26 protein-coding genes are annotated in these 26,118 nt (G+C 34.3%); 18 read left to right on the plus strand and 8 right to left on the minus strand.

Going from position 1 to position 26,118, the window contains the following annotated elements:
* The first annotated feature begins 138 nt into the window (after positions 1-138).
* Positions 139-1,818 (plus strand): S41 family peptidase, encoded by a 1,680-nt coding sequence (locus tag E0W69_RS02180; RefSeq protein ID WP_131328397.1) that lies wholly within the window; start codon positions 139-141, stop codon positions 1,816-1,818.
* Positions 1,819-1,835: 17 nt separating this feature from the next.
* Here the strand turns inward: E0W69_RS02180 and E0W69_RS02185 are convergent, their stop codons facing one another.
* From E0W69_RS02185 to E0W69_RS02205, 5 genes are all read right to left on the minus strand, one after another.
* Positions 1,836-2,819, minus strand: a complete 984-nt coding sequence (locus E0W69_RS02185) for a LuxE/PaaK family acyltransferase (protein ID WP_131328398.1) — start codon at positions 2,817-2,819, stop codon at positions 1,836-1,838.
* A gap of 45 nt (positions 2,820-2,864) precedes the next feature.
* On the minus strand, positions 2,865-3,497 hold the full coding sequence (locus E0W69_RS02190) for a class I SAM-dependent methyltransferase (RefSeq protein ID WP_131328399.1): 633 nt from the start codon (positions 3,495-3,497) through the stop codon (positions 2,865-2,867).
* Between the two features lie 12 nt (positions 3,498-3,509).
* On the minus strand, positions 3,510-4,412 hold the full coding sequence (locus tag E0W69_RS02195; protein ID WP_131328400.1) for a UbiA prenyltransferase family protein: 903 nt from the start codon (positions 4,410-4,412) through the stop codon (positions 3,510-3,512).
* Between the two features lie 101 nt (positions 4,413-4,513).
* Complete coding sequence (locus E0W69_RS02200; RefSeq protein WP_131328401.1) at positions 4,514-4,933, minus strand: single-stranded DNA-binding protein; 420 nt, start codon at positions 4,931-4,933, stop codon at positions 4,514-4,516.
* Positions 4,934-5,046: 113 nt separating this feature from the next.
* A complete protein-coding gene (locus E0W69_RS02205) occupies positions 5,047-5,637 on the minus strand; it encodes a hypothetical protein (protein ID WP_131328402.1) in 591 nt (196 codons plus the stop codon).
* 208 nt (positions 5,638-5,845) lie between these two features.
* Between E0W69_RS02205 and mnmA the strand changes: the two genes are divergently transcribed.
* Complete coding sequence (mnmA, locus tag E0W69_RS02210; protein ID WP_131328403.1) at positions 5,846-6,991, plus strand: tRNA 2-thiouridine(34) synthase MnmA; 1,146 nt, start codon at positions 5,846-5,848, stop codon at positions 6,989-6,991.
* Positions 6,992-7,040: 49 nt separating this feature from the next.
* Here mnmA and E0W69_RS02215 read toward each other — a convergent pair whose 3' ends face one another.
* Positions 7,041-7,772: an LOG family protein gene (locus E0W69_RS02215; RefSeq protein ID WP_131328404.1), complete on the minus strand. Its 732-nt coding sequence runs from the start codon at positions 7,770-7,772 to the stop codon at positions 7,041-7,043.
* A 92-nt stretch (positions 7,773-7,864) separates the two neighbouring features.
* On the opposite strand from E0W69_RS02215, the gene E0W69_RS02220 reads away from it, so the two are divergent.
* The 6 genes from E0W69_RS02220 to E0W69_RS02245 all read left to right on the plus strand — a co-directional run bounded on the left by E0W69_RS02220 (position 7,865) and on the right by E0W69_RS02245 (position 11,249).
* Positions 7,865-8,635, plus strand: coding sequence for an exodeoxyribonuclease III (locus tag E0W69_RS02220; RefSeq protein ID WP_131328405.1), 771 nt, complete (start codon positions 7,865-7,867; stop codon positions 8,633-8,635).
* A gap of 5 nt (positions 8,636-8,640) precedes the next feature.
* Positions 8,641-8,964: a DUF4286 family protein gene (locus tag E0W69_RS02225; protein WP_131328406.1), complete on the plus strand. Its 324-nt coding sequence runs from the start codon at positions 8,641-8,643 to the stop codon at positions 8,962-8,964.
* A gap of 70 nt (positions 8,965-9,034) precedes the next feature.
* Positions 9,035-9,304, plus strand: coding sequence for an HU family DNA-binding protein (locus E0W69_RS02230; protein WP_131328407.1), 270 nt, complete (start codon positions 9,035-9,037; stop codon positions 9,302-9,304).
* 120 nt (positions 9,305-9,424) lie between these two features.
* On the plus strand, positions 9,425-9,538 hold the full coding sequence (locus E0W69_RS02235; RefSeq protein WP_131328408.1) for a 30S ribosomal protein THX: 114 nt from the start codon (positions 9,425-9,427) through the stop codon (positions 9,536-9,538).
* A 100-nt stretch (positions 9,539-9,638) separates the two neighbouring features.
* A complete protein-coding gene (locus E0W69_RS02240; RefSeq protein WP_131328409.1) occupies positions 9,639-10,460 on the plus strand; it encodes an alpha/beta hydrolase in 822 nt (273 codons plus the stop codon).
* Positions 10,461-10,466: 6 nt separating this feature from the next.
* Positions 10,467-11,249, plus strand: a complete 783-nt coding sequence (locus E0W69_RS02245) for a class I SAM-dependent methyltransferase (RefSeq protein WP_131328410.1) — start codon at positions 10,467-10,469, stop codon at positions 11,247-11,249.
* A 57-nt stretch (positions 11,250-11,306) separates the two neighbouring features.
* Here the strand turns inward: E0W69_RS02245 and E0W69_RS02250 are convergent, their stop codons facing one another.
* Positions 11,307-12,011, minus strand: a complete 705-nt coding sequence (locus E0W69_RS02250; RefSeq protein WP_131328411.1) for a porin family protein — start codon at positions 12,009-12,011, stop codon at positions 11,307-11,309.
* Positions 12,012-12,097: 86 nt separating this feature from the next.
* Positions 12,098-12,907 (minus strand): 2,3,4,5-tetrahydropyridine-2,6-dicarboxylate N-succinyltransferase, encoded by an 810-nt coding sequence (locus E0W69_RS02255; protein ID WP_131328412.1) that lies wholly within the window; start codon positions 12,905-12,907, stop codon positions 12,098-12,100.
* Positions 12,908-12,978: 71 nt separating this feature from the next.
* On the opposite strand from E0W69_RS02255, the gene E0W69_RS02260 reads away from it, so the two are divergent.
* The 10 genes from E0W69_RS02260 (at position 12,979) to E0W69_RS02305 (ending at position 26,117) form a co-directional block, all read left to right on the plus strand.
* Positions 12,979-13,551, plus strand: coding sequence for an L-threonylcarbamoyladenylate synthase (locus E0W69_RS02260; RefSeq protein WP_131328413.1), 573 nt, complete (start codon positions 12,979-12,981; stop codon positions 13,549-13,551).
* 6 nt (positions 13,552-13,557) lie between these two features.
* The gene (locus tag E0W69_RS02265; RefSeq protein WP_131328414.1) at positions 13,558-15,030 is read left to right on the plus strand and encodes an NAD(P)H-hydrate dehydratase; all 1,473 of its coding nucleotides are present in this window, start codon (positions 13,558-13,560) and stop codon (positions 15,028-15,030) included.
* A 118-nt stretch (positions 15,031-15,148) separates the two neighbouring features.
* Positions 15,149-15,799, plus strand: coding sequence for a phosphatase PAP2-related protein (locus tag E0W69_RS02270; protein WP_131328415.1), 651 nt, complete (start codon positions 15,149-15,151; stop codon positions 15,797-15,799).
* Positions 15,800-15,837: 38 nt separating this feature from the next.
* The gene (locus E0W69_RS02275; protein ID WP_191967936.1) at positions 15,838-16,494 is read left to right on the plus strand and encodes a 3'-5' exonuclease; all 657 of its coding nucleotides are present in this window, start codon (positions 15,838-15,840) and stop codon (positions 16,492-16,494) included.
* A 50-nt stretch (positions 16,495-16,544) separates the two neighbouring features.
* Entirely contained in the window at positions 16,545-18,452 is a 1,908-nt protein-coding gene (locus E0W69_RS02280; protein ID WP_131328417.1) for a DUF294 nucleotidyltransferase-like domain-containing protein, read from the plus strand.
* Positions 18,453-18,814: 362 nt separating this feature from the next.
* Positions 18,815-21,256 (plus strand): bifunctional aspartate kinase/homoserine dehydrogenase I, encoded by a 2,442-nt coding sequence (gene thrA, locus E0W69_RS02285; RefSeq protein WP_131328418.1) that lies wholly within the window; start codon positions 18,815-18,817, stop codon positions 21,254-21,256.
* Positions 21,257-21,281: 25 nt separating this feature from the next.
* On the plus strand, positions 21,282-22,208 hold the full coding sequence (locus E0W69_RS02290; RefSeq protein WP_131328419.1) for a homoserine kinase: 927 nt from the start codon (positions 21,282-21,284) through the stop codon (positions 22,206-22,208).
* A gap of 14 nt (positions 22,209-22,222) precedes the next feature.
* Positions 22,223-23,521 (plus strand): threonine synthase, encoded by a 1,299-nt coding sequence (gene thrC / locus E0W69_RS02295; protein ID WP_131328420.1) that lies wholly within the window; start codon positions 22,223-22,225, stop codon positions 23,519-23,521.
* A gap of 85 nt (positions 23,522-23,606) precedes the next feature.
* Positions 23,607-24,386 carry an ABC transporter ATP-binding protein gene (locus E0W69_RS02300; RefSeq protein WP_131328421.1) on the plus strand — a complete coding sequence of 260 codons (780 nt, stop codon included), beginning with the start codon at positions 23,607-23,609 and terminating at the stop codon, positions 24,384-24,386.
* A 9-nt stretch (positions 24,387-24,395) separates the two neighbouring features.
* Complete coding sequence (locus E0W69_RS02305; RefSeq protein ID WP_131328422.1) at positions 24,396-26,117, plus strand: hypothetical protein; 1,722 nt, start codon at positions 24,396-24,398, stop codon at positions 26,115-26,117.
* The last annotated feature ends 1 nt before the right edge of the window (position 26,118 follow it).

The raw sequence follows: 26,118 nt of genomic DNA on the forward strand, positions 1-26,118 counted from the left end.
TTAATTTGATTTAACAATTTGGTAAAAAATTGGTCTAATATTGTTTATAGTTGATACTTTGTCTTTATTTTATTGACATTTATCTATTTATTTTAAGATTATGCTAACAAAAAATTACATTTAATTAAATAAAAATTTATGATGCAAAGAAAATTTTTAGGCTACTTGTTGGGATTATGTGTTCTAATTGGAGGACTTGTTTCATGTAGTAAGAAAGATTTGTCTTCTGGAACTACAACTGGAACTACAACTGGAACTACAACTAGCTCCACTCAGTTAATAGATTCTTTATTTTTATATGCTAAGCAATTATATCTATGGTATGATCAATTACCAGATTCTTCTTCATTTAAACCATTACAATATGCAAATGGCAGTGGAACGGATTCTACAAAGGCAACGTCTGAGATTTTTGCTTTGACACGATATGCCATAAATTCTTCTACAGGAAAGTCTTATGAATATTATGATAATGATGGGGATACTTCAGAAACGAAATATTCTTTTATAGAGGGTAAAGATGCTGATCAAAATGCTGGAACTAGTGTAAAAAGCTATGTGACTTTGGCGGGGTGGGGCAATGATTTAGGCTTTTATGGTCCCGTGTTTATTACGGATTCTATTTTTTGCTTTAGAATGTTTTATGAAAATGGTCCTGCTTATAACGCAGGATTGAGAAGAGGTAATTGTTATGTTTATAAAGTCAATGGAAAAGGATTTGATTATGATAATAGTTCCGATTTGAGCACCTTGTCATCCGCTTTAAATAACAGTTCTATTACTATGAGTTACTATGATTCCCTTGGCAAAACGCATGATATAACATTAACACAAACAAGATATAGTTCTAATCCTATTTTTGCCGATACTGTTTGGAATGTTGGGAGTAAGAAAATTGGATATTTTGCATTTTTAAATTTTGCGGATCCTGATAATGTTGAATCTAATTTGAATACTTTGTTTGCTAAATTTAGCTCTGAAGGAGTTACTGATTTGGTAGTTGATTTGAGATATAATGGCGGTGGATATGTTGCAACTAGCCAACAAATTGCTAATTTAATAGCTCCAAGTTCTCTAAGTGGTCAAACCATGTTTACGGAAAATTACAATGCTTTAATGCAGGCTGGTAATGCTACTATGTTAAAAAATATTGTTGATGAAGATAATACCTCTAAAACATATTATGACTATTCTTGGAAAGCTTCAGATTATACTTACAAGTTCACAGGAGGAAATTTGTCTTTAAATAATGTTTGTTTTATTGTAAGTGATGGTACTGCTTCTGCAAGTGAATTACTAATGAATAATTTGAAACCTCATATGACAGTTAAGTTAATAGGAACAACTTTGACTGCGTCTTCAAATTTACCAGCAACCACGAAAACATATGGTAAACCTGTTGGCTTTTTTGGTATTCCAATTGGAGACTATGATGTATATCTTTCAGAGTTTGAATCCAGAAATTCTTCCAATACAGCAGTACCCTACGATGGTATGGTCTGCGATGTAACTGATTGGGACGATTTTTCACATGATTTTACCAATACAAAAGAAGATGCAGTTGCACAAGCCATTAATTATATTACCAACGGCTCGTTCTTGACAACCTCTACAATTATTGGTTCTAAATCCTCTAAAAGTAATTCTAATGTCTTGACATTTACAAATGCTATATCTTCCTTAAAAGAAGGAGGCGTTTCTTCTAATAGTTCCTCTCTTCAATCTAAGGTTCAATTTAAAGCATTGAAAACTTTTAATACAAAAGGTAAATTGCCAATCCACTTAGGGATGATTGAGACTAAAAAAATAAGTAAATAAATAAGGATCGTTGTAGTTTACTCACTTATAGTAAGTAAACTACAACCTCTTAAATCACTTCTATCAAGACGACCTTGTATATCAAAAGAACCATCAGTGTAAATTCTTCCTACATCGTCTGTCGCTATAAATGAAACGCTGTAAATATTGGCCAAATCCATAATATTTAAAATTCCTTGCCCTTGATGTTTTATAGTTAGTGGATCGGACTCGTCACGCAAACTCACTTTCATCCAAGGTGGACATACATATATTCCATTTCCATGGGAATAAGCTTGACTTAATAGTTCAGTCATGCCATATTCCGAATGAATATTTTCCACTTGAAATTGTTGTTTTAAATATCCGTGCACTTCTTGACGCGTGATTTCTTTCTTACGACCTTTCATTCCACCTGTTTCCATGATAATCGTGTTCTTTAAAGGCATCGGAAACGATTCTGCAAAATCCAATAATGCAAAAGTGACACCTAATAGAATGGTTTTTTGTCCTGTCGCTTCAAGTTTTTTTATAGTTTCCGACAATTTTTCAAAATCGTACAAATAAAATCCACTATCTGGATGTTTGGATGCGACAATTAGGTCATTCGCCATTTTGACAAGCGAACTATTACTTCTTTCTAAATATGCAGGCAATAAGCCAAGTATGCACCAATCTTTGGGGGAACCATAAAATAATTCAAAAGCAGAAAAGAAACTTTTTTCATAAATAGATGCATACTTAATATAGTGATGACTATTTGTAGTTTGCGTTGTTCCACTACTTTCGAAAGTTAATTCAGGTTCGAAAATTCCTGATTTAATCGTATGACTTTTGAAAAAAGATATAGGTAAATAAGGAATTTCGTCAACTGATTTTATGGTTTCTGGGGTTCTTTTCAAAAGATTACACCATTGTTGGTAGACTTCATTATTGGAATATTGAAATCTAAAAATGTTGCATATTATTTCATCTGAAATTTTTTGTCCCGAAAATAAAAAATCTATATCCAAATTGTCCACGCTACGTTTCCTTTTATAGCGCAAAAGTATTGAAATATCTGCGTCTTACAATTTTTTGTACACTTGCCCGTAGATGAATTGCCCGTATTTAAATACTTCTTTTTGTAATTGGTAATTATTTTTTTCGAAGATTGGACGTAAATAAATGAGCTCTTGCGTCTCTATTTTGCTAACAATTTTGAAAAATAAATACATTGTTTTGAGTAAAAAAGCATTCCAATAATTTTTCTTTGTTGCTGTTACATTGAAATCTGCATATAACCAAATGCCTTCTTTTTTCAAATGCTTATCAAGATTGGAAAACAAAAATTCAATTTTTTCTAATTGAAAATTATCAAAAAAGAAAGGTGTAAATATATAGTCAAATTGCTCTGTAAGGTGTGCGTCTTCCAAATATTGCGCGAGATATTCTACGTTTTCTAAACCAGCTCCATTTTTTCGAGAAAGTTCGACCATTTTTTTGGAAGCTTCGATATACGTGATTTTAAGGTTGGAAATGGATAATTTTTCTATACTTTTTAATATTTTTCCATTACCACCACCGACTAGGAGTAGACTCATATTTGGTGGTATATATTGCAATAATTCTTCTTGTATTCGAAGTATGTTTTTGCCATAAACCAATGTGCAAATAAAGTCGTAATATGGAGCAAGTAAATCATAGTTATTTCTGGACATATTCAATGTTTTTTAGTGTATTAAACTACCTGCAATGCCACAAAATGCCTTAATAAATAAGACGCCATCAATAACAATCAAATAATACAATAAGCTTTTCTTCTTTTTCATAGAAAGCGTAATCAAAAAGCAAAGCAAAAAAGGTAGCAGGTTGAGCAGATAAGTCTGCCAATGCATCGATATATTCCAAGCAAATATGGAAAAACACACTAGACCTAAGCTTAGTAATGGAATTAAAATATAATTAATAGTACGTTTTAACCCGACACGGACGACAAAAGTTTTTAATTGTTTATTAGAATCATCTTCATAGTCTTTAATGTCAAACATAATTGCATTGACCGAACAAAACATCCAGTTTTTTAGAAAGTACCAAAATATGAGATCCGTTGAGGGTTGTGGATAATTATATTCCAATTTTATAGCTAAAAGTGGAAGAATACTTACACAACACGCCCATACAAAGCCTATAGTGAAAGCTTTAAGCCAACCTGTTTTACGTAAATTTAAAAAAGATTTTGGTAAAATTCCATAGTATAAAATACCTGCAAATAGCATTGAAAATCCTACAAAATAATCTTCAAATACCAAATAATGAATGTGAGAAATGTATTTGAAAAAATACCAAATACTTGCTAATAGAAATATTGAAGTCAAAATAATCTGACTACGGCGCATCATTTTTTTATTTCGATTATACCAAGCAGTTCGATAATTGTAGGACGTAAATGCAAATGGCAAATCGGAATACGCATATGTATAATAAATAATTGTAGCTAAGGCTACAATCAGATAATATAAGCCGTCACATAAGGGAACTTTTAATTGAAAAGCAGTTTCCATTGAAAGTGCAATTGCAAGTAAACCAATATAATAGTTACCTAGAAATATGAAATCAATTGCTTTCTTCTTCATTATTTTTCAATAGGTTCAAAAGTAAAAGTTTGTTGCTAATAACCAACAAAAAAGCTGTTTCAAATGTATATTGAAACAGCTTTTGAATTATTTTTTAATTTTTAAAATGGTAGATCATCTTCCGGAGATTCGCTCATCGATGGTGCTGCCGGAATGTTTGTTTTAGACTCGGAGTTGGTATTTGAATAAGAGGAAGATTCATTAAAACCATCACCTGTATTTCTATTGCCAACAAGTTGTACTGATTGTACACGAAGTGTTAGAGATGCACCTTGTCTGCCGTCATTTGTTTGAAAAGAACGCACATCAGGCGTACCTTCCACATAGACGGTAGTTCCTTTTTTTAAATAAGGAGCAATGCCTAATTTCTCGGTCCAATAAGCACATTCAACCCAAATCGTTCTTTCTTGATCCTTATATCTTTCGGTATGAGCTATACTAAAGTTGATAACGTGTCTTCCGTTGACTTCATTTGTTTGACAATCTCGTCCCAGATTTCCAATGGCTGTTAACTTAATCATAGATAGTTTATTTTGATATTTCAAGTATTAAAATTAACCAATATAAGCCAAAAATACAAAATAAAAAGGCTTGCTATTCAGCAAGCCTTTCAAATAAATTTAACATTAAATGATTAAAGAGATTTTGGATCTTTAGCCATTGCTTTGATTTTTGAAGATGGTAAATATACTTGGAAACCAATTCCGAATGTAATATTATGTTGATAAGTAGTATTACCTCCACCAACGATTCCATTGTATTTAACTAAGCCTTCTAAACCAATACTTGGTGTCAAAAAATAAGAATATCCAGGTCCAAATCCAAAGGCAAAACCATTCGTTGTTGGTTGCCCCTTTTGGCTAGAACCACCAAAACCCGCATTTGCTTCAGCAAAGAATCTTCCATGGTTTAATAAATTATTTACATCACCAGGTTTTGCATAATAACGACTAAATGCTCCGATTCCATATTCTGATTTTGTAGGATTGCCTGAGCCCGCTTTACTAAGGTTTAAGTCTCCGTAACCACCAACTAAAACATTATCTTTAATGAAATAACCAACTCTTGGGGTAATTCCGATATTCCAACCTTGTCCACTTTTTAAACCAAAGTTCATATCTGTTATGCTTCCACCCCAAGTTGTATTACCCTTTTGAAGTTGAGCATCTGCAGCTCCAATACAACCGAAAGTTGCCAATCCAATGGCGAAAAGTACTTTTTTCATAGAATTATAAGATTATTTTAAAGATTAGAGAATGATATGTTAACGGAAAAAATTGTGCCAAACACTAATTTTTTGAAAAAAATAATAAAAAGAATATTCATTATCAATTGAAATACAATCATATGTGAAAAATGTTTTGGTGAAATACCTCTTTTTTCTATTGCTTTAAAATGTATGTATCTTTGCCCAAAAATCAAATAGGCGAATAATGAGTAGCAAAGGAAAGGTGTTGGTGGCGATGAGCGGAGGTATAGATAGTACAGTAACCGCTCTTATGCTCAATGAACAAGGATATGAAGTTATAGGTATCACTATGAAAACTTGGGACTATGCCTCGAGTGGTGGTGGTCATAAGGAAACGGGCTGTTGCAATGTAGATAGCTTTAATGATGCGAGAATGGCGGCTGTGCAGCATGGATTTCCGCATTATATTTTGGATATCAGAGAAGAGTTTGGCGGATTTGTAATTGAAAACTTCGTTGAAGAATATTTGGCGGGTCGTACGCCCAATCCATGTGTAATGTGTAATACACATATTAAATGGTCTGCACTTTTGAAACGTGCTAATGCATTGGGTTGTGATTATATAGCGACAGGGCATTATGGAAAAATAGGCAAAACGGAAGAGGGGCGTTATTATTTAACGAAAGGCGTTGATGAAACAAAAGACCAAAGTTATGTGCTTTGGGGCTTAAGTCAAGAATTATTGAGTCGTACATTATTGCCCTTAGGAGATTATCGTAAAACAGAAATTCGCAAAATGGCTTTAGATTTTGGATATCCAGAATTGGCTAAGAAAAGTGAAAGTTATGAAATCTGTTTTGTACCAGACAATGACTATCGTGGTTTTTTGAAAAGACACGTAGATGGTTTGGAAGAAAAAGTTGAAGGTGGTTGGTTTATAGATCAAGAAGGTAAAAAATTAGGCAAACATAAAGGTTATCCTTTTTATACTATTGGTCAACGTAAAGGTTTGGAAATCGCCTTAGGTAAGCCTGCTTATGTAACTGCTATTGATCCGGACACCAATACGGTGACTTTGGGCGAAGAAAAAGATTTAGAAGCGTTCGAAATGACAGTAGCTAAAATGAATTGGATCAAATATGCTGGAGTTGAAGCGGAAGGACGAGATGTAATTGCAAAAATTCGTTATCGTGACAAAGGTGCTTTATGTAAAATTTTCCCAACAGACGATGGTAAAGTGAAAGTTCGTTTTTATGAAAATGTAAAAGGAATTGCTCCTGGTCAAAGTGCTGTTTTCTACGAAGGTGATGATGTTATTGGTGGTGGTATTATCCAAAGAGATATGCCCGTTCAATTAAATAAAGCCGAAGTATTAGTAGAAGTAAAATAATATTCCGAATTCAAATATTTAAAATAAAAAAGCGCCGATTGGCGCTTTTTTATTTTTCCAATAACCAACGAGAAGGTTTTCTTTTTTGGACTAATTTATAATTATCATCTACATATTTTTGAATATGTTGCATCGCTTCATCAACGCTGTCAGTAAGCAGAACCAATTTCAAATCATCTTTGGTAATGGTTCCTTTATCTGCCATATTATGAATGGTAAATAACAAATCTTGATAATATTCTGTTCCAAATAATACAATCGGAAATTGCTCAATCGTTCTTGTTTGGATAAGAGTCAAGGTTTCAAAAAATTCGTCCATCGTTCCAAATCTGCCGGGCATGATGATAAATGCATAGGAATATTTTACCAACAATACTTTTCGGGTAAAAAAGTGGGTAAAGGTTACGGATGTATTCACATAAGGATTGAGATGTTGTTCATGTGGTAGTTCAATATTTATCCCAACGGATTTACCGACAGCTTCAAATGCACCTTTGTTTGCGGCTTCCATGATACCCGGACCGCCGCCAGTAATAGTCGTAAAGCCGATTTTTGCAATTTCTTTTCCAAATTGAACGGCAACTTTATAATATTTATTTTCCGTATCGAATCTAGCAGATCCGAAAACCGTAATGCCTGGACCGATAAAATATAATTTTCTAAAACCCTTGATAAATTCTTTAAAAACTTTCCATGCAAATTTTAATTCTTCGCGTCTATTCTGATTTCCATTGAGGTAGATTTTCTTTTTTCCTGGCAATTTTTTCGCTACATTTTCCATATTTTAAACTTCGATGAACGGCAAAAAAACGAAAAATCTCTCATCTCTCAGAAACTTATGTTTATTTTGGATTTTATTTAAAGAATTGGAATATGCGTATTATCTCTTATAATCTCAATGGAATACGAGCCGCGGTCAAAAAAGGCTTTATCGAATGGTTGCAAACTGATCCTGCAGACATAATTTGTGTACAGGAGACAAAGGCGCATGAAGTGGACATTCCGCAGAAAGAATTAGAGGCTTTGGGATATCATACTTATTGGTATTCTGCCGAGAAGAAAGGCTATAGTGGTGTTGGCGTAATTACGAAAACTGCACCAAAATTTGTCCAAAAAGGAAATGGCGTTTTGCAAAGTGATGCAGAAGGGCGTGTGATTCGTTTAGATTTTGAACATTTTACTTTGATTAATGCCTATTTTCCTTCTGGTACAAGTGGTGATGTACGCCAAGATTATAAATATCAATGGTTAGATGAATTTTACACTTATGTAAATGATCTGAAAAAATCCCAAGCTAATATTATTGTAACAGGAGACTATAATATTGCACATACGGAGATCGATATTCACGATCCGAAAGGTAATAAAAAATCGAGTGGTTTCCTACCAGAAGAACGTGCTTGGATGGATAAATACTTGGCTGCGGGTTGGATCGATAGTTTCCGATTCGTACATCCTGATCGTTTAGGCGCTTATAGTTGGTGGAGTCAAAGGTTTCCATCCGTTCGGTTAAATAATAAGGGTTGGCGGATCGATTATATTACAGTGACAAAAGATTTGGAAAAAAATATTGTAGGAGCGGAGATTTATCCTGATGTAAAACATAGTGATCATTGTCCTATCTCCGTGGATTTAAAATTTTAGAATTTATGGAAAATGCAGTTTTATTTATACACAATGAAACCTTGAAAATTGATTGGCAAATACACGATTCATGGAAAGATTGGATTTTGGAAAAACGTATTCCAATTTTGAAAAAAATTGAAGGCGTGACAGAAGTTCGGTTGTTGAAATTAGTTGGTTTGGACGAAACTGATGGACCAACTTATGCTTTGCAATTAGGGTTCTATGCCAAATCAGATTACAATAGATATATCGAATTAGAAAGAAATAATCTGAACGGAATCGCCTCTGCGCTTTGGGGTGATTTGGTTTTGGGTTTTGAAACGACCATGGAAAATGTACTCATTTAAAGTTTAAATTTTATTTATTTGAAAAATAGATTTTTAGATAAATTTGTTTCGATATTTAAATAAAGCGAGTATGAATAAGGCAGAGTTAATTGCTGTGATTTCGGAAGAGACTGGCATTACAAAAGCGCAAGCAAATGGAGCAATTGATTCTTTGACTGGAGCAATTGAACTAGCATTAAAGAAAGGCGGAAAAGTTACTTTAGTTGGTTTTGGGACATTTTCCGTATCCAAAAGAAAAGCCAGAAAAGGACGCAATCCCAAAACGGGAGAGGCAATAAAAATTAAAGCAAAAAAAGTAGCGCATTTCAAAGCAGGAAAGCAATTGGCAGAAAAGTTATAAGGTTGATTTTTCCACATAATTGGCTTTTAAATTGGGGAACTTTAGCAATTTTGTTTTTATAATGGAATAAAAGTTGCATTTTTGCACAGATACATATTTTTCTTGTAAAAAAAATTAAAAATGGGAAGAGGAGATAAAAAATCTAAGAAGGGTAAAATCTTCATGGGTTCTTTCGGAAAAATTCGCCCTGCAAGACCTGTAAAGGCTAAAGCAGCAGAAAAAAAAGAAGCTTAGTATTTATTGATAAATTAGTTTCTTTATAGTAGATAGGATGTAGTAAAATTTTGTGCTATATTCTATCTTCTTTTTTTATGTATATACCTATATTTATGCCATGAAACGAATTGTTGCATTTGTCTTAAGCATTTCTTTGGGATATTTTAGTCAAGCTGCCAAAGTGGACACGATTCAAGTGTTCAGTAATGCCATGCACAAAAATATCAAATGTGTGGTTGCTGTACCTGATAGTTACGGCGCCTCAGCTCAAGAGACGAAAAAGTATCCTGTTGTATACCTTTTACATGGTTATAGTGGCAATTATGCCAATTGGGCCAATTCGCAAAACCTTATCAAAGGCGTGGATCAGCAACAGATTATCGCGGTATGTCCAGATGGAGGGTTTGGAAGTTGGTATTTTGATAGTCCCAAAGATTCCACTTTCAAATACGAAACTTTTGTATCAAAAGAATTAATAAAATATATAGACGAAAAATATAAAACCATCGCAGATCGAAAAGGGCGTGCGATAGCGGGCTTAAGCATGGGTGGGCATGGAGCTTTATTTTTAGCCATAAAACATCAAGATGTTTACGGTGCTGCGGCAAGCATGAGCGGTGGTGTAGATTATACACCATTTCCTAATAATTGGGATATCGCCAAAAGATTGGGGAAATATGAAGAAAATAAACAATTGTGGGAAGAAAATACCGTTTATTATCTTGTTCAATCTTTGAAAAATAAAGCGCTCGCAATTAGTTTTGAATGTGGCGTGGATGATTTTTTTATTGGTGTAAATAGGAAATTGCACGAAAGACTTTTACAATTGAAAATTGATCATGATTATGCAGAACGACCAGGCGAACACAACTGGCCGTATTGGAATAATGCCATTCAGTATCAATTGATTTTTTTCAAAAATTATTTTAATAAGGGATAATATACCATGTTTGAGTTTCACGGAGATAGGAAAAGGTATTTTGATATTCAGATAGTCAATTGTAGAGAATATGTATTACCCTTTGTTGAACAAGTAAAAAAAATGCAGCCGAGTATGCGCGTCCTAGAGATTGGATGTGGCGAAGGCGGCGTATTACAACCATTTTTGGAAAAAGGTTGTGATTGTGTAGGGGTGGAGTTTGATACAAGTCGTACGGATAATGCGGCTATTTGGATGAAAGAATTTATCGATCAAGGTAAATTGCAAATTATTCCAAAGGATATTTATCTCGTTGATGCAGATGCATTGGGAGGAAAATTTGACTTAATTATTTTAAAAGATGTTATTGAGCATATTCACGATCAAGCCAAATTGATGGCACGTATGCAACATTTTTTAAAAGTTGATGGGTATATTTTCTTTGGTTTCCCACCTTGGCAAATGCCATTTGGAGGCCATCAACAAATCTGTCATAATAAATGGTTATCCAAATTACCTTATTATCATTTACTACCGATGCCTATTTACAAATCCATTTTGAAAAAATATGGTGAAAATGTAGAGGAAATGGTGGAAATTAAGGAAACGGGTATTTCAATAGAAAGATTTGAAAAAATCTCCAAAGACGCAGGATATAAGATTGCCGAAAAAACACATTTTTTGATAAATCCTATTTATAAATGGAAATTTGGATGGGAAGCAAAAAAACAATTACCCATCGTTAAAGATATTCCTTGGGTAAGAAACTTTTTTACCACTTGTGTTTATTACATGATTACTCCAAAATAAAAAAATAGCCGCGTTTTAAAACGCGGCTATTTTTTTATATATAACTGAATCGGAACGTTAGAATCTAACTCCTGCAGTTAAGTAAATACCATTGTTACGTGTTGAAGGAATATTCCCAACATTGGAGAAGTTGTTGTATAGATAATCTTTATTTACATTATTAGTTAAACCAGCTACACCACGTAAACCAAGACCGAAAGATGGACCATCATTTGCACTAGGAAAGTAGTATTCAAAACCTAAAACTAAAGCAAATTCATTTTTAATGGAACTTGCTTTAACATTTTGTGAAGGGCTACCATCATAATAATGCTCTTTCGCACTCAAAAGATAACCATATTGAGGTCCAAAATAAATACCAAATCCTTGCAACATAGGTTTGTACTTAATCAAAATAGGAACTTGTAAATAGTTTAATGCGTCTCGATATTTAAATGAATAACTATTGTTATTATTATCCGTCTGAGTGTTCCAATCTTTACCACCCATATTGGTATAATTTACTTCTGGTTGTAAATACCATCCATTTTTCAATGGCATTTCTATATCTATACCATAAGTGCCCCCAACAAGCGCATCGCTATTGTTGCTATAATAATTACCATAACCATCGTAACCACTTCCATAGGATAAATAAGCTACGCTCATACCACCATGTATTCCGATCTTCGTTCTTTCTGTAACGGTATTTCCCTTAAAACGCTGCGCTTGTAGACTTAATAGTCCAACGCTAGCAACTGCTAATAAAAATAATTTTTTCATTTCAATGAATATGAATGGTTTAAGATCTAATATTCAAAAACTAATTTACAAAAAACGTGCTAATCTTCCACAATTATATTGTTAAATTATACGGCTACGTTAAAATCACGCAAAGCGTCATTTAAGCTTGTCTTCACGTCAGTACTCGCTTTTCTTTTTCCGATAATCAATGCACAATTGACATTATATTCTCCAGCGGGGAATTGTTTTGGATAAGAGCCTGGAATAACCACACTTCTTGCAGGGATATGACCTTTGATTGTCACGGGAGCATCCCCAGAAACGTCGATGATATGTGTAGATTTTGTCAAGGTAACACCCGCACCGATTACCGCTTCTTTTCCTACATGTACGCCTTCTACGATAATTGCCCTACTTCCGATAAAGCAATTGTCTTCAATGATAACAGGAGATGCTTGCAATGGTTCCAACACGCCTCCAATACCTACACCACCACTTAAATGACAATGTTTGCCTATCTGAGCACAACTTCCCACTGTAGCCCAAGTGTCTACCATGGTTCCCTCATCAACATAAGCGCCAATATTGACATAGCTAGGCATTAATACAACGCCAGCAGAAATATAGGCTCCATATCTAGCAACAGCATGAGGAACTGCACGAATGCCTAATGCTTCATAACCATGTTTTAATTCCATTTTATCATACCATTCCAAAGGGCCAGCTTCCCAAGTTTGCATTTTTTGAATACCAAAATACATCAAAATTGCCTGTTTAACCCATTCATTTACTTGCCATTCACCACTTTCCGTAGGCGCAGCAGTTCTTAATCGACCTTTGTCCACGTCTTCAATAACCGCTTTAACGGCATCGATATATCTTGCCTCTTTAATTAGTTCTCTATTTGCCCAAGCTGCTTCGATTAATTCTTTCATATTTTATAAATGTGATTAAGTATTTAAATTTTTTGCAAACTTAATGTATAGAGTGGATTAATTTAGCACCTATGAACAATGACTTTACAAATGATTTGGAACAATGCGTTCAAATCTTGAAAAAAGGTGGAATTATTTTGTATCCGACAGATACCGTTTGGGGTTTGGGATGTGATGCGACGAATGCCGAAGCAGTAGAAAAAATCATTCAATTAAAACATCGTCCTGCCAATAAAAGTTTTGTCACTTTGTTAGCCGATGAGCGAGATTTAATTCATTACGTAGCGGCACCAGATTTGGCGGTTTTTGATTTTGTAAAAGCGCAAGAACGTCCGACAACAGTTATCTATGACAATGCCTTGGGGTTGGCGGACAACGTAGTTTCGGATAATGGTTCGATTGCTATTCGCCTTTGTAGAGATGAGTTTTGTAAAAAAATAATTCAAAGATTGAAAAAGCCTATCGTGAGCACTTCTGCTAATATCAGCGGTCATCCTGCGCCAGCTATTTTTCCTGAAATTGAAAAAGAAATCGTCGATGGTGTCGATTATGCGGTGAATTATCGAAGAGAAGATACGCAAAGAAGTGCGCCCAGTCAGATCATCAAATGGGATAATGGTGAAGTCGTTTTTTTAAGAAAATAATTGAAAATGAAACTTTTAAATGCATCACAAATACATCAATGGGATCAAATTACGATTCAAAACCAACAACTTACATCGTTGGAATTGATGGAGCGTGCTGCTAAAAAATGTGTGGATTGGATCGTTGAAAATTTGGATAAAAAAAGTACGATTTATATTTTTTGTGGTCGTGGTAATAATGGCGGAGACGGTTTGGCGATTGCAAAATTGTTGCTGTCATTAGATTTTAATATTCAGGTAAATATTTTGGCTGGGGAAAAATCAAGCGCTGATTTTGAGGCAAATTTGAAGGCATTAAAATCAACTTCTCTAGAAATAAATGAGCTTCATTCTGCAAATGATTTCCCCAAATTAGAAGCTAATTGTTATGTGGTCGATGCTTTATTTGGAAGTGGAATAAATAAGCCATTGAATGGATTGCCACTTGAATTAGCGAATTATCTCAATAATTTTTCGCCTAAAAAGGTCATCGCAATTGACGTTCCTTCTGGAATGTTTTTGGACCATTCTTCATATGGAAATACTATCATTCAGGCGGATGAAATTTTGACTTTTCAAACATATAAGCAATGTTTTTTCATCGCAGAGAATGCCCAATATTTGGGAAATATTCATGTTTTGGATATTGGTTTAGATGCTGAATTCCCCTATACGCAAGAATCTAATTTTGAAATTACCGACGCCAATTTTGCAAAAAATATTTATCAACCCAGAAATCCATTCGGACATAAAGGTACTTTTGGACATGCATTACTCATTGCAGGAAGCCAAGGTAAATATGGTGCTGCACTGATGGCGGCACATGCTTGTTTGCGTACTGGTGTGGGCTTGTTAACTTGTAATTTTCCCGAAGAAATTGCCATGCCATTGGCAATCACTTTGCCCGAAGCTATGTCGATGAAACGCAATGAGACAATTGATTGGGATAAATATAAAAGTATTGGGATCGGTCCAGGTTTGGGGATGGAATCATTTGATATTATAAAAGACGTGTTGACGCACACCAAATCTCCATTGTTGATCGACGCAGACGGATTGAATATGATTGCGGCAAATGACGAATTAAAATCGCTTATTCCTCAAAATGCGATACTAACACCGCATCCCAAAGAATTTGAACGATTATTTGGAAAGACTGCAAATGAATTTGATCGGATTGATTTGGCTTTACAAAAAAGTCAAGAATTGCATTGTGTTATCGTTTTAAAAGGACATAATACATTGATTGCAGCAGACGGAGTAGGATATTTCAATACAACGGGCAACGTCGGATTAGCTACAGGTGGGAGCGGAGATACCTTGAGCGGAATTATAACTTCCTTGCTTGCACAAGGCTATATTTCAAAAAATGCTGCAATTTTGGGTGTGTATTTACATGGCTTAGCTGCGGATTTAGCATTATCCAAACAGTCTGTCGAAAGTCTCTTACCGAGTGATTTAAATCAATATTTGGGAATGGCTTTCAAAAGCTTAGGTTAAAATTTGCTATTATATCTTAAATTTTTCCCATAATCGAAATAAATACTTAATATAGATTTCATTTGCTTAATTTTGTCAATTCAAAATTTCTATTTTGGAAATTTTGTAATTTGTATAGATGTCAAAAGATACCAGAGATAATTATACGAGTGTTGCTATCGATTGGCAAACTGCCATGAAAATCACTCAATACAAAACCATGTTTTTTGTAGGTTTATTCGTTACCATTGCGATGGTGACTTGTTTGCCTGCATTTTTTCATGTGATACAGATTCGCTCTGGAGTCATTTTGCATGATCCTATTGTTGATAGTTTACCTGCTTACGATTTATCTATTCCTGTATTTTTGGTATTGTGGAGCGTTATTAGTTTGAGTGTTTTGCGTGCGTTTCAATCGCCACAGCAGTGTATTTTGACTGTTTATGCTATCTTATTTTTGTTGACATTAAGATATATTTCTGTTTCGTTAGTAGCGTTGGATCCTCCTGCTCGATTAATTCCTTTGAGAGATCCATTAAGTAATTTGACTTACGGCCACAAAAATTATATAACCAAAGATTTGTTTTTCTCTGGTCACACTTCCTCTATGTTTATCTGTTTCCTATTATTAAATAGAAAACCAGAAAAAATATTTGCACTTTGTGCAACCGTTGCAATTGCTATATTTGTACTGATTCAGCACGTACATTATACAATTGACGTAATTGCGGCTCCATTCTTTACTTATTTGGCGTACAGATTAAGTAAAAAAGTTACGCAATTGGGATAAATGTATATGCTACATTATTAGCCATATATGCCCAAATATTGAAAAACTATTACCTATTCATCGATACGGAAACGAATGGATTACCCAAAAAATGGGGAAAACCTTATTCTGAAACTGAAAATTGGCCCAATGTAATACAAGTTTCTTGGGTTATTTATTCTTTTGATGGCACTTATGTAAAGGAAGAGAATTATTATATATCCAATCCTGCTATCCAAATTCCGGAAGAATCATTTGCCATTCATCATTTATCCCAAAGTTTTTTGCTTGAAAATGGCAAAAATATTTTAACCATTTTACCTCAATTAGAAGCCGATATTGCAAAATATGATCCAATCGTCATTGGGCATTTTATTGAATTTGATGAATCTGTAATTGCGGCAGAATTTGCGCGCGCCAATTTGGAATTGAATATGTTAAATCAGCCAGCATTTTGTACGATGATGAGCTCAAGTACTTTGATTCCAACTCTTACGACTAGACGTTGGAAACTCACCGAATTGTATTTTTATTTTTATGGAAAAGAACAATTGCATCCGCATAATGCAATTTATGATGCGAAGGCGACGGCAGAATGTTTTTTTACATTGAAAGAAAGGTTTGGTTTGACAGAAACTTCAATATTAGAACAAAAACCATTGGCTAAAATGTTTCAAAATACAGATGCAAAAAAGAAAAAAGGATGGTTTTTCTGATCTTATTGGCAATATTATAGTGCGTTATTTAAAAAGAAATTTATTAAAATATGGATCGTTCTACTATTTTAGAAACCATAAAGCATATAGCACCTTTTGATATTTTACCCGAAGATAAATTGCAAGAAATTGCTGATTTATTTGAAGTTCGGGAATATGATCAACAGAAGACTTTGTACGAACAAGAAATTTCCAAATTAAGAGGTGTGGAGATTATTGTTTCGGGTACGTTTGATACATTTTTTTATGATAGTGAACGTACTAAACGCAAACAAGTAATACAAGAAGCCGGGACGATTTTTGGCGCAATTTCTATCTTATTGAATCAGCGATTGGCGATCCGTACGGTAATCGTGGAGAAAAATACGCAAACGTTATTTTTGCATAGAAAATATTTTCGGACTTTATGTGCAGAATTTCCAGCGTTTTTGAAATTTTTTACCTCGGATTTTGCCTCAAGAATGTTGGATCCTGATTTTGCACATTTCTATAAAAAACCTGCTTGGAAAGATGACAGCTTTGTAGAAGCGGATCAATTTTATTCGAAAAAAATAAGCGATATCTCTTATCGAAATATTGTTACGGTTTCGCTTGAAATGCCCGCATATGAGGTTGCAAAAACCATGTCTGAAAATAAAGTTAGTTGTGTTTTCGTGAAAGATGCAAACAAAAAAATTGTTGGTTATATAACGGATATATTGTTACGAGATCGCGTTATCGGCGCTCAGAAAACCAATGAAACGGTTGCGTCAGAGATTATGCATTTTGGGTTAAATAGTATTAATGTCAATGCGCATGTATTTGAAGCTGTGTTGAAAATGTTGCGTACTCATTCACGCTATTTATTGGTTGAAGATGGCGGAAAATATATTGGATTTATGAGTCGAAATCGACTATTGGCGGAACAATCCGAATCGCCTGTGTTATTTATCCAAAGTATCAAAACGGCTAATTCAGATGAGGAATTGCGCCAAAAATGGTTGGAAGTTCCAAAGATAATTACCCAATTGTTGGATCGTGGTATTCAAGCAGGAATTGCAAATAAAGTCGTTACCACTATTTCGGATGCGATTGCTATAAAAGTAATAGAAAGAACAATTGAAATGGTCGGTGAACCGCCAGCAAAATTTTGCTTTATGGTTTTGGGAAGTGAGGGTCGTATGGAACAAACTTTCAAAACCGATCAAGATAATGCAATTATTTATGAGGATAAGGCAAATGAACACAGAGAGGAAGTGCGTGCATACTTTTTAGATTTTGCAAAAAGAGTGTCTGATAGTTTGAATACGATTGGATTTAGCTATTGTACAGGCGGTTTTATGGCGCAAAATCCGAAATGGACACATTCACTTTCGCATTGGAAACGCAACTATGAAGAATGGATGGCTGACGCTGTGCCGGAGACTATAATTAAGTTTACGACCTTTTTTGATTGTCGCTATTTATATGGAGATAAAGCAATTATGAGCGAGTTGTATTCCTTTTTGGATAAAGCGCTTGAAGCACCATTGGAGCGAATATTTTTCTTTATGGCAAAAAATGCCTTGCAATACGAGCCGCCATTGACCTTCTTTAAAGGAATAAAAACATTTACCAAAGGTGCATTGGAAGTGTTTGATGTTAAGCGTGCGATGACTCCAATTGTAGATTTGGTTCGCGTGTATAGTTTGAAAAATCATATTCAAGAAGTCAATACAGGGGAGCGTATTAAGGCGCTATATAAAGCTGGCGTATTTAAAGAAGAGGAATATTTGGAATTGATTCAATCTTATTATTTACTTATGACAATGCGTTTGCGTCATCAAGCGAGACAGATTATCGTGGATAAAGTCGATCCAGATAATTATATGCAAATAAAAAGATTTTCTAGAATTGAAAAATTGACGATTGTCGAAATTTTCAAATCCATTAAGAATTTTCAGACGAGAATTAAAATTGATTTTACAAAAGAATTTTAATTGTTAATTGCTTGACATTTATATAAATGGTTTATTTGTTAGAAAAGATCAAATTATTGTGAGATAATTTGATCTTTTGTTCTGTAAATTAGTGAATTGTTAGATTTTGTAAAATGTTTTGGTTGTTAATGAACTTTTAATATACCTTAGCGGAAGTTTAGCAAATGACAAATAGTAGTTTACATATTATCACAAAAAATACGACTATGATAGTTTCTTCTATCATCACAACTACTATTATTATTACCCTGTAAAGGGTAACAAATTTTTATATCATCCTCTGGGCTATACGCCGTTTTCATTCAAAGAAATTTATACGAAAAGCATATTTCCATGCTGAATAGTTTTACTAATAATATTTTATGCAAGTTTTAAAATTTGGTGGTTCCTCTGTTGCAAATGCCGAAAATATAAAGAAAGTCGTTCAAATCGTTACACATAACAACTATGCAAAACAAATTGTAGTTGTTTCGGCTATGAAAGGTGTTACCGACAAGCTCTTACAACTAGGAGATAAGTCTTGTCAACCTGAAAAAGAATACGAAAAAATCTTACAAAGTCTTACTACACAGCATATCGAAGCTGCAAACGAACTATTGCCTGTAGCAACTAGAAGTGGCTGTCTCAGTATGATCATGCAAATCTTCAACGAACTAGAAGATATTTGTGAAAGTGTATTTCGTTTGCAAGAATTATCTCCTGCAACGAAAGATAGAATCGTTGGTTATGGTGAATTACTTTCAAGTAAAATAATTTCGGCTTATTTGGAATCTATCAAGGTGAAAAATGTCTGGATGGACTCCAGAGCGGTGATTGAAACAAATAATAATTATAGTTATGCTGCTGTAGATTTTGAAAAAACAAATGTCAAAATTAAAGATTTTCTTAAATCCAATCCAGCTAATTTATATATGGCGCCTGGTTTTATAGCTCGCGGTAATAATGGACATGCGACCACATTAGGACGTGGCGGATCAGACTATTCTGCCGCTATATATGCCGCAGCAGTAGATGCGCCCTCTTTAGAAATCTGGACGGATGTTTCTGGTATGATGACAGCTGACCCACGTTGGGTGCCAAGCGCCAAACCAATTCCTATGATTTCGTATAAAGAAGCAATGGAATTGTCTCATTTTGGTGCTAAGGTGATCTATCCGCCAACGATTTTACCTGTTATGCAAAAGAATATTCCAGTTTGGGTAAAAAATACTTTTGCTCCAGAGGATAAAGGAACTTTAATGAATGCAACGGCATCACATGAAGGAAATATAGTTTCGGGTATTTCTAGTATTACAGAAGTTGCTTTATTGAGTTTGGAAGGTGGTGGGATGGTTGGTATTCCTGGTTTTTCTAAAACATTATTCGAAGCATTAGCATTTGCAAAAGTCAATGTAATCTTAATCACGCAAGGTTCTTCTGAATATTCTATTTGTGTAGCGGTCAATGCGGTAGATGCCTCTAGGGCAAGCGAAGCCATCAATAAAGCATTTGAATTTGATATAGTCAATAATAAAGTTTTTCCAGTAGTTGAAGAGGATAATTTATCTATAGTTGCCTTAGTGGGAGATAAGATGAAAAGCCATCCAAATATTAGTGGAAAAATGTTTGGAACATTGGGTCGCAATGGTATCAATGTACGAGCAATAGCACAAGGTTCATCTGAAAAAAATATTTCGGCAGTCATTTCTAATGCAGATGTGAAAAAAGCAGTAAACGTTTTGCATGAAGCATTTTTCGAGTCTGTGTACAAACAATTAAATGTATATGTCGTTGGTACGGGTAATGTGGGTGGTCGTTTACTTGAGCAAATACATCATCAATTAAAATACTTAAAGAAAAATTTAAGTGTTGAAGTACGAATCGTGGGACTAAGTAATAGTCGTAATATGTTGATTAAAGAAAATGGAAGTGTTTCTTTAACTAAGTGGAAAGAAGAATTAGAGGCAGCTGAAGCAGGTGATTTGGATACATTCGTTAATGCAGTAATTTCTAAAAATTTACGTAATTCTATAGTCGTGGATGTTACTGCCAATGCCGCCGTTGCTGCTGTTTACGGACGATTACTTTCCAAAAGTATTGCAGTTGTGGCTTGTAATAAGATCGCCGCATCGTCTAGTTATGCGTCTTATGCACAACTAAAATCTTTGTCACACGAGTTTAATGCTCCATTTTTATTTGAAACCAATGTTGGCGCAGGATTACCAGTTATTGGAACGTTGAATGATTTGATAAGAAGTGGCGATGTTGTCAATAAAGTGCAAGCAGTTCTTTCAGGTACTTTAAATTTTGTATTCAATAACTATGATGCAACCAAACCATTTGCTGAGGTTGTAAGACAAGCACAAGCGGAAGGATATACAGAACCAGATCCTCGTTTAGACTTGGGTGGTACGGATGTTATGCGCAAGATTATGATCTTAGCTAGAGAAGCTGGTTATATTTTGGAAATGGATGAAATTAAAAATAAATCCTTTTTGCCTGCATCTTGTTTTGAAGGAAGCGTAGAAGATTTTTACAAAGAGATGGAAAAACATGAAGCTCATTTCAAAGCATTATACAACGCTGCTGCTAAAGAAAATTGTAAATTAAAATTTGTTGCAGAATTTGTAAATGGAAAGGCTTCCGTTGGTTTACAACATATTCCTGCAGATTCAGATTTTTATCATTTATATGGTAAGGATAATATTGTACTTTTTTACACAATGCGTTATCCTGATCAACCTTTAGTAGTAAAAGGTGCTGGAGCGGGTGCAGACGTTACTGCGAGTGGTGTATTTGCAGATTTAATTAAAGCAGGAATCTAATTCCAAAATAAAAGAAATTATAGTCATGAATGGTTGTACAGTCGCTGCACCAGGTAGTGTAGCCAATTTGGTTTGTGGATTTGATGTGTTGGGTTTGTGCTTATCTGCACCAGCAGATTTGATGGATTTTAGAATTTTGGACGAACCAAAATTAATAATTAAAAGTGCGGATGGTTATCCTTTACCTGAAAATCCTGCTGAAAATACAGCAGGAGCTCCTATTATCGAAATGATGAAAGAATTGGATAATACTATTGGATTTGAAATTACTATACATAAGAAAATTAAGCCCGGAAGTGGCATTGGATCTAGTGCTGCAAGTGCTGCGGGTGCGGTGGTTGGTGTAAACCATCTATTAGGTAATAAATTTACCAAAGAACAATTGATTGAGTTCGCTATGTTTGGAGAAAAAGTAGCAAGTGGCGTAAAACATGCGGATAATATCGCGCCTGTTGTTTATGGTGGTGTTACGCTAATTCGCTCAGTTGCTCCTTTAGATATTATTCCTTTGAAATCGCCCAATCTGCATGTGACTATCGTACATCCACAGATTGAAGTGCGCACTGCTGATGCAAGAGCTATTCTTCGTAGAGATGTGTCTTTGAAATCGGCTATACGCCAATGGGGAAATGTTGGAGGCTTAGTTGCCGGTATTTTGATGGAGGATAATGCGTTGATTGGTCGTTCTTTGCAAGATGAAATCATAGAGCCTGTTCGTAGTATTTTAATTCCAGGTTTTAAGGATGTTAAATTAAAATGTATAGCTGCGGGTGCTTTAGGTGGTGGTATATCCGGCTCTGGACCATCTATTTTTATGTTGAGTGAAACGGAAGAAATTGCTAAGAATGTGGAAAAGGTAATGCAAGATGAATTTACGAAATTAGGAATAGACTATTATACGTACGTTACATTTATTAATAAAGAAGGAGCTAAGGTTATCAACGAATTTTAGTTAAAATAGAAATTATGCAATATTATAGTTTAAATAAAAAAGCGCCTAATGTAGATTTCGCATATGCGGCTGTACATGGTCAGGCGCCAGATAAAGGTTTATATTTTCCTGAATTTGTTCCAAAATTATCGCAAGAATTTTGGGATGCATTTCCAACCATGTCGAAAGAAGAAATTGGATTTGCAGTAATGAAAAATTTTGTAGGGGAAAGTATTCCGAATAATGAATTGAAAAGAATCGTTGCTGAAACTATAAATTTTGATTTTCCTTTAGTGAAAATTGATGAAAATATTTCTTCTCTTGAATTATTTCATGGCCCAACTTTAGCGTTTAAAGATGTTGGTGCAAGATTTATGAGTCGTTGTTTGGGGTATTTTAATAAAGGAAAAAAAGAAAATACGACCGTTCTCGTTGCTACGTCTGGTGATACTGGTGGTGCTGTTGCGAATGGTTTTCTAGGGGTGGAAGGAGTGAACGTAGTTATTTTATATCCTTCCGGAAAAGTTAGTCCTATACAAGAACTACAATTGACTACTTGCGGTCAAAATATTACAGCACTCGAAGTGAATGGTAGTTTTGATGATTGTCAAGCGATCGTTAAACAAGCATTTATGGATGAGGATTTGAATAAGCATTTAACGTTGACATCTGCCAATTCTATAAATGTGGCACGTTGGTTGCCTCAACAACTATATTATTTTTTCGCAGTACAAAAGTGGTTTAAAAAATACAATGAAGCTCCAATTATCTGTGTGCCAAGTGGTAATTTTGGAAATATTTGTGCAGGTATTATGGCACAGCAAGCGGGTCTTCCTGTGAAACATTTTGTTGCTGCTTGTAATGCAAATGATGAGGTGCCTAAGTATTTTGCAACAGGAAATTATAGTCCGCAAATGGCTGTTGCAACTATTTCCAATGCCATGGATGTAGGGGATCCAAGTAACTTCGTTCGAATTTTAGAAATATTTAATGCTGATTATAATTCTATTACAGAGATCATCAGTAGTGTAAGTGTGGATGATGAAACTACAAAAGCTACTATTAAAGAAGTTGAAAGTCGTACAAACTATGTATTAGATCCGCATGGCGCTGTTGCATACAAAGCGTTGTCTGACTATATTAATGCAAATGGAGGAAATGGCTTTTTACTTGAAACGGCTCATCCCGTTAAATTTCCAAATGTAGTAGAAGAAGTTATCGGAAGACAGATCCCTATTCCAGAAGATGCAAAGTACTTATTTGAAAAGAAAAAGGAAAGTACTGTAATCAATGCCGATTTTGATGCGGTGAAAAAATGGCTGTTGAGTAAATAGGTCTTTCAAATAATTTATATAAGCACGGATAAATTCCGTGCTTTTTTATTGCCAATTTGTTATATTTATACAAAATATTTCTGTTATGCCAACGCCTACTATAACTATTAGAAATTTAGAAAAATACTACGATACTAAAAAAGTTTTAAATCATATCAATTTAGAAGTTCTTTCTGGACAAGTTTTGGGATATATTGGCCCAAATGGAGCAGGTAAAAGTACTACTGTGAAAATATTGACAGGTTTGATTACTGATTTTTCGGGTGAAGTGATTGTCAATGGTATTAATATTCAAGAAGATCCTTTGAAAGTGAAATCCATGATAGGTTATATACCCGAAGTTGCTGAGTTATATGAAGTACTTACCCCACGTGAATATTTGGAATTTGTTGGTAGTTTGTATGAAATGGATGCAGCGCTTTGCCAAGAACGTATTGAGAAATTTATGACGGCATTTGGGTTAAAAGAACAGATAGATAATCGTATTGAATCATTCAGTAAAGGGATGCGACAAAAAGTGTTAATCGCTTCTGGACTATTGCATAATCCTGATATTATAATATTAGATGAGCCGCTAAGTGGACTTGATGCTAATAGTGTTATTTTGATTAAAAATCTAATTTCAAGGCTATCCGCGGAAGGTAAGACCATTTTTTATTGTAGTCACATGATGGATGTTGTGGAGAAAGTGAGTGATCGTATTATCTTAATTAATCATGGTGAGATTGTTGCAGATGGTAGTTTTGAAGAATTGAAACAAAAAGAAGGCGGTGGTAATTTGGAACAAATATTTGCTAGTTTAACAGCTTCCAATATTTCGAATAATGAAGCTACGGATGAATTTATTGATGCTTTGAAAAACTAAAGACTACCTATGAATATTTTAGATAAATTATTTTTGAAATTAACATTAGTACCTAAGGGTTTATATCAAAAAATGAATGTCAATGTACATCAATTGGAATGTATCTTAATGACAAAGTTAGAAATGGATGATCGTACGCCTAGTAGTTTGATGAAAATGGGGCGAAGAAAAAAGAAAAAAGAACTAAGTAATGCGCGATGGGGTGATTTTTTTATCAACCTAATTATGGGACTACTTATGGCGATTCCAGTATTAAATGGAGGAAAAAACTATACGGAAATCTCTTTTTTTTATTTTGTAATGTTAACTGTATTATTAAGTATTACTACGCTTTCTGGATTGGCTGAGATACTACTATCTGGAAAAGATAATTTTATCATTTTGCCACGACCAGTTTCTAATGGAACCGTGGCATTAAGTAGAAATTTTCATGTTCTGATTCGAGTATTGACTTTGGCATTTCCTTTATTTTTGCCTGGAGTGATTTTAGTTGCGATTGGTTGGAGTCCGCTCTTCTCTTTGGGACTGTTGATTGGATGTTTTTCTACTTGTTTCTTTTCTAGTTTTATAGTTTCTGCATTTTACTTGATTTTGATGCAATGGTTATCGCCTAAAAGGTTGGCCTCTGTATTAGGAATGTTACAAGTAATTGCATTTGTGGGTATTTATTTGGGATTTCAAATTTTGCCTCGATTTTTAGGTACAAATGAGGATGACGGAATAAATTTTTCTATCAGTTTGCAAGATTGGATGGTGTTTTTTCCTAGTTATTGGTATGCGATGGTTATTCGATTTTTCAATCATGGAGTGATGAATATGACTTCTTGGGTTGGATTTGCCTTGACATTTGTATCTCCATTTATTTTTCTATTTATCATTTTAAAATTTTTAGCACCTTCATTTGCGAGCAAATTATACCAAATAAATGGCTCAGTAGATACGCCTAAAGTTAGAAAAAAGCAGATTACTACTAAAACACAAAAGAGTTTAGCTCAAAAACTCTCAACCATCTTTACCAAGAAAGGAGCGGAGCGTGGAGCCTTTGTATTTGTATGGAAAATGAGTGGCCGATTAAGAGAATTTAAGACGAAAGTTTATCCAATGTTTGGCTATGTGATTTTTTATGCTGTGATAATTGGTGGCGTAAAGAAAGGGCATATGTTTTCGTTAGATGATTTAAGAGGACAAACTTCTTATGGGAAAAGAATGGTTTTGGCTTCCATTTATTCCTTGTTTATGTTGAGTCTAGCTTTGGCGTATCAAATGAATGTTGCGGAAAATTTTAAAGCCGCATGGATTTATTTTACAAAACCGATTGATCGGCCAGGCAAAATTATTTTAGGTGCACTCAAGGGATTATTAGTTAAATATTTTATGCCTTTTGCTATAATTATTTTTTTACTATTTCTTATTATAGTTGGACCTAAAATCATCCCGAATTTATTACTTGGATTTTGTAATGTAATATTAGTGTCGGTGGTAATGATGCTTGGCGGAAAAAAGCAATTACCTTTTTCTATATTTGAAAATAATTCGGCTAAAGGAAATGATTATATTAAGAATTTGTTGAGAATGCTTTTAATTGGATTTTTAGGTGTTGGGCATTATTTAATCTATAGTTTCACTTGGGCGGTATGGCTTGTCTTACTTTTGGTTATACTAGCCATTTGGTATATAATGACTTCAATTAGAGATATATCTTGGAGTCAAATTGATAATGAAAATTTATAGT

The organism is Rhizosphaericola mali (assembly GCF_004337365.2).
Classification (GTDB): Bacteria; Bacteroidota; Bacteroidia; order Chitinophagales; family Chitinophagaceae; genus Rhizosphaericola; species Rhizosphaericola mali.

Excerpts from the sequence above, each read along its gene's own strand:
- E0W69_RS02180 (WP_131328397.1), top strand. The coding sequence starts at position 139 with ATGATGCAAAGAAAATTTTTAGGCTACTTGTTGGGATTATGTGTTCTA.
- E0W69_RS02190 (WP_131328399.1), bottom strand. The coding sequence starts at position 3,497 with ATGTCCAGAAATAACTATGATTTACTTGCTCCATATTACGACTTTATT.
- E0W69_RS02195 (WP_131328400.1), bottom strand. The coding sequence starts at position 4,412 with ATGAAGAAGAAAGCAATTGATTTCATATTTCTAGGTAACTATTATATT.
- E0W69_RS02200 (WP_131328401.1), bottom strand. The coding sequence starts at position 4,933 with ATGATTAAGTTAACAGCCATTGGAAATCTGGGACGAGATTGTCAAACA.
- E0W69_RS02205 (WP_131328402.1), bottom strand. The coding sequence starts at position 5,637 with ATGAAAAAAGTACTTTTCGCCATTGGATTGGCAACTTTCGGTTGTATT.
- mnmA (WP_131328403.1), top strand. The coding sequence starts at position 5,846 with ATGAGTAGCAAAGGAAAGGTGTTGGTGGCGATGAGCGGAGGTATAGAT.
- E0W69_RS02215 (WP_131328404.1), bottom strand. The coding sequence starts at position 7,772 with ATGGAAAATGTAGCGAAAAAATTGCCAGGAAAAAAGAAAATCTACCTC.
- E0W69_RS02220 (WP_131328405.1), top strand. The coding sequence starts at position 7,865 with ATGCGTATTATCTCTTATAATCTCAATGGAATACGAGCCGCGGTCAAA.
- E0W69_RS02225 (WP_131328406.1), top strand. The coding sequence starts at position 8,641 with ATGGAAAATGCAGTTTTATTTATACACAATGAAACCTTGAAAATTGAT.
- E0W69_RS02230 (WP_131328407.1), top strand. The coding sequence starts at position 9,035 with ATGAATAAGGCAGAGTTAATTGCTGTGATTTCGGAAGAGACTGGCATT.
- E0W69_RS02235 (WP_131328408.1), top strand. The coding sequence starts at position 9,425 with ATGGGAAGAGGAGATAAAAAATCTAAGAAGGGTAAAATCTTCATGGGT.
- E0W69_RS02240 (WP_131328409.1), top strand. The coding sequence starts at position 9,639 with ATGAAACGAATTGTTGCATTTGTCTTAAGCATTTCTTTGGGATATTTT.
- E0W69_RS02245 (WP_131328410.1), top strand. The coding sequence starts at position 10,467 with ATGTTTGAGTTTCACGGAGATAGGAAAAGGTATTTTGATATTCAGATA.
- E0W69_RS02250 (WP_131328411.1), bottom strand. The coding sequence starts at position 12,011 with ATGAAAAAATTATTTTTATTAGCAGTTGCTAGCGTTGGACTATTAAGT.
- E0W69_RS02255 (WP_131328412.1), bottom strand. The coding sequence starts at position 12,907 with ATGAAAGAATTAATCGAAGCAGCTTGGGCAAATAGAGAACTAATTAAA.
- E0W69_RS02260 (WP_131328413.1), top strand. The coding sequence starts at position 12,979 with ATGAACAATGACTTTACAAATGATTTGGAACAATGCGTTCAAATCTTG.
- E0W69_RS02265 (WP_131328414.1), top strand. The coding sequence starts at position 13,558 with ATGAAACTTTTAAATGCATCACAAATACATCAATGGGATCAAATTACG.
- E0W69_RS02270 (WP_131328415.1), top strand. The coding sequence starts at position 15,149 with ATGTCAAAAGATACCAGAGATAATTATACGAGTGTTGCTATCGATTGG.
- E0W69_RS02280 (WP_131328417.1), top strand. The coding sequence starts at position 16,545 with ATGGATCGTTCTACTATTTTAGAAACCATAAAGCATATAGCACCTTTT.
- thrA (WP_131328418.1), top strand. The coding sequence starts at position 18,815 with ATGCAAGTTTTAAAATTTGGTGGTTCCTCTGTTGCAAATGCCGAAAAT.
- E0W69_RS02290 (WP_131328419.1), top strand. The coding sequence starts at position 21,282 with ATGAATGGTTGTACAGTCGCTGCACCAGGTAGTGTAGCCAATTTGGTT.
- thrC (WP_131328420.1), top strand. The coding sequence starts at position 22,223 with ATGCAATATTATAGTTTAAATAAAAAAGCGCCTAATGTAGATTTCGCA.
- E0W69_RS02300 (WP_131328421.1), top strand. The coding sequence starts at position 23,607 with ATGCCAACGCCTACTATAACTATTAGAAATTTAGAAAAATACTACGAT.
- E0W69_RS02305 (WP_131328422.1), top strand. The coding sequence starts at position 24,396 with ATGAATATTTTAGATAAATTATTTTTGAAATTAACATTAGTACCTAAG.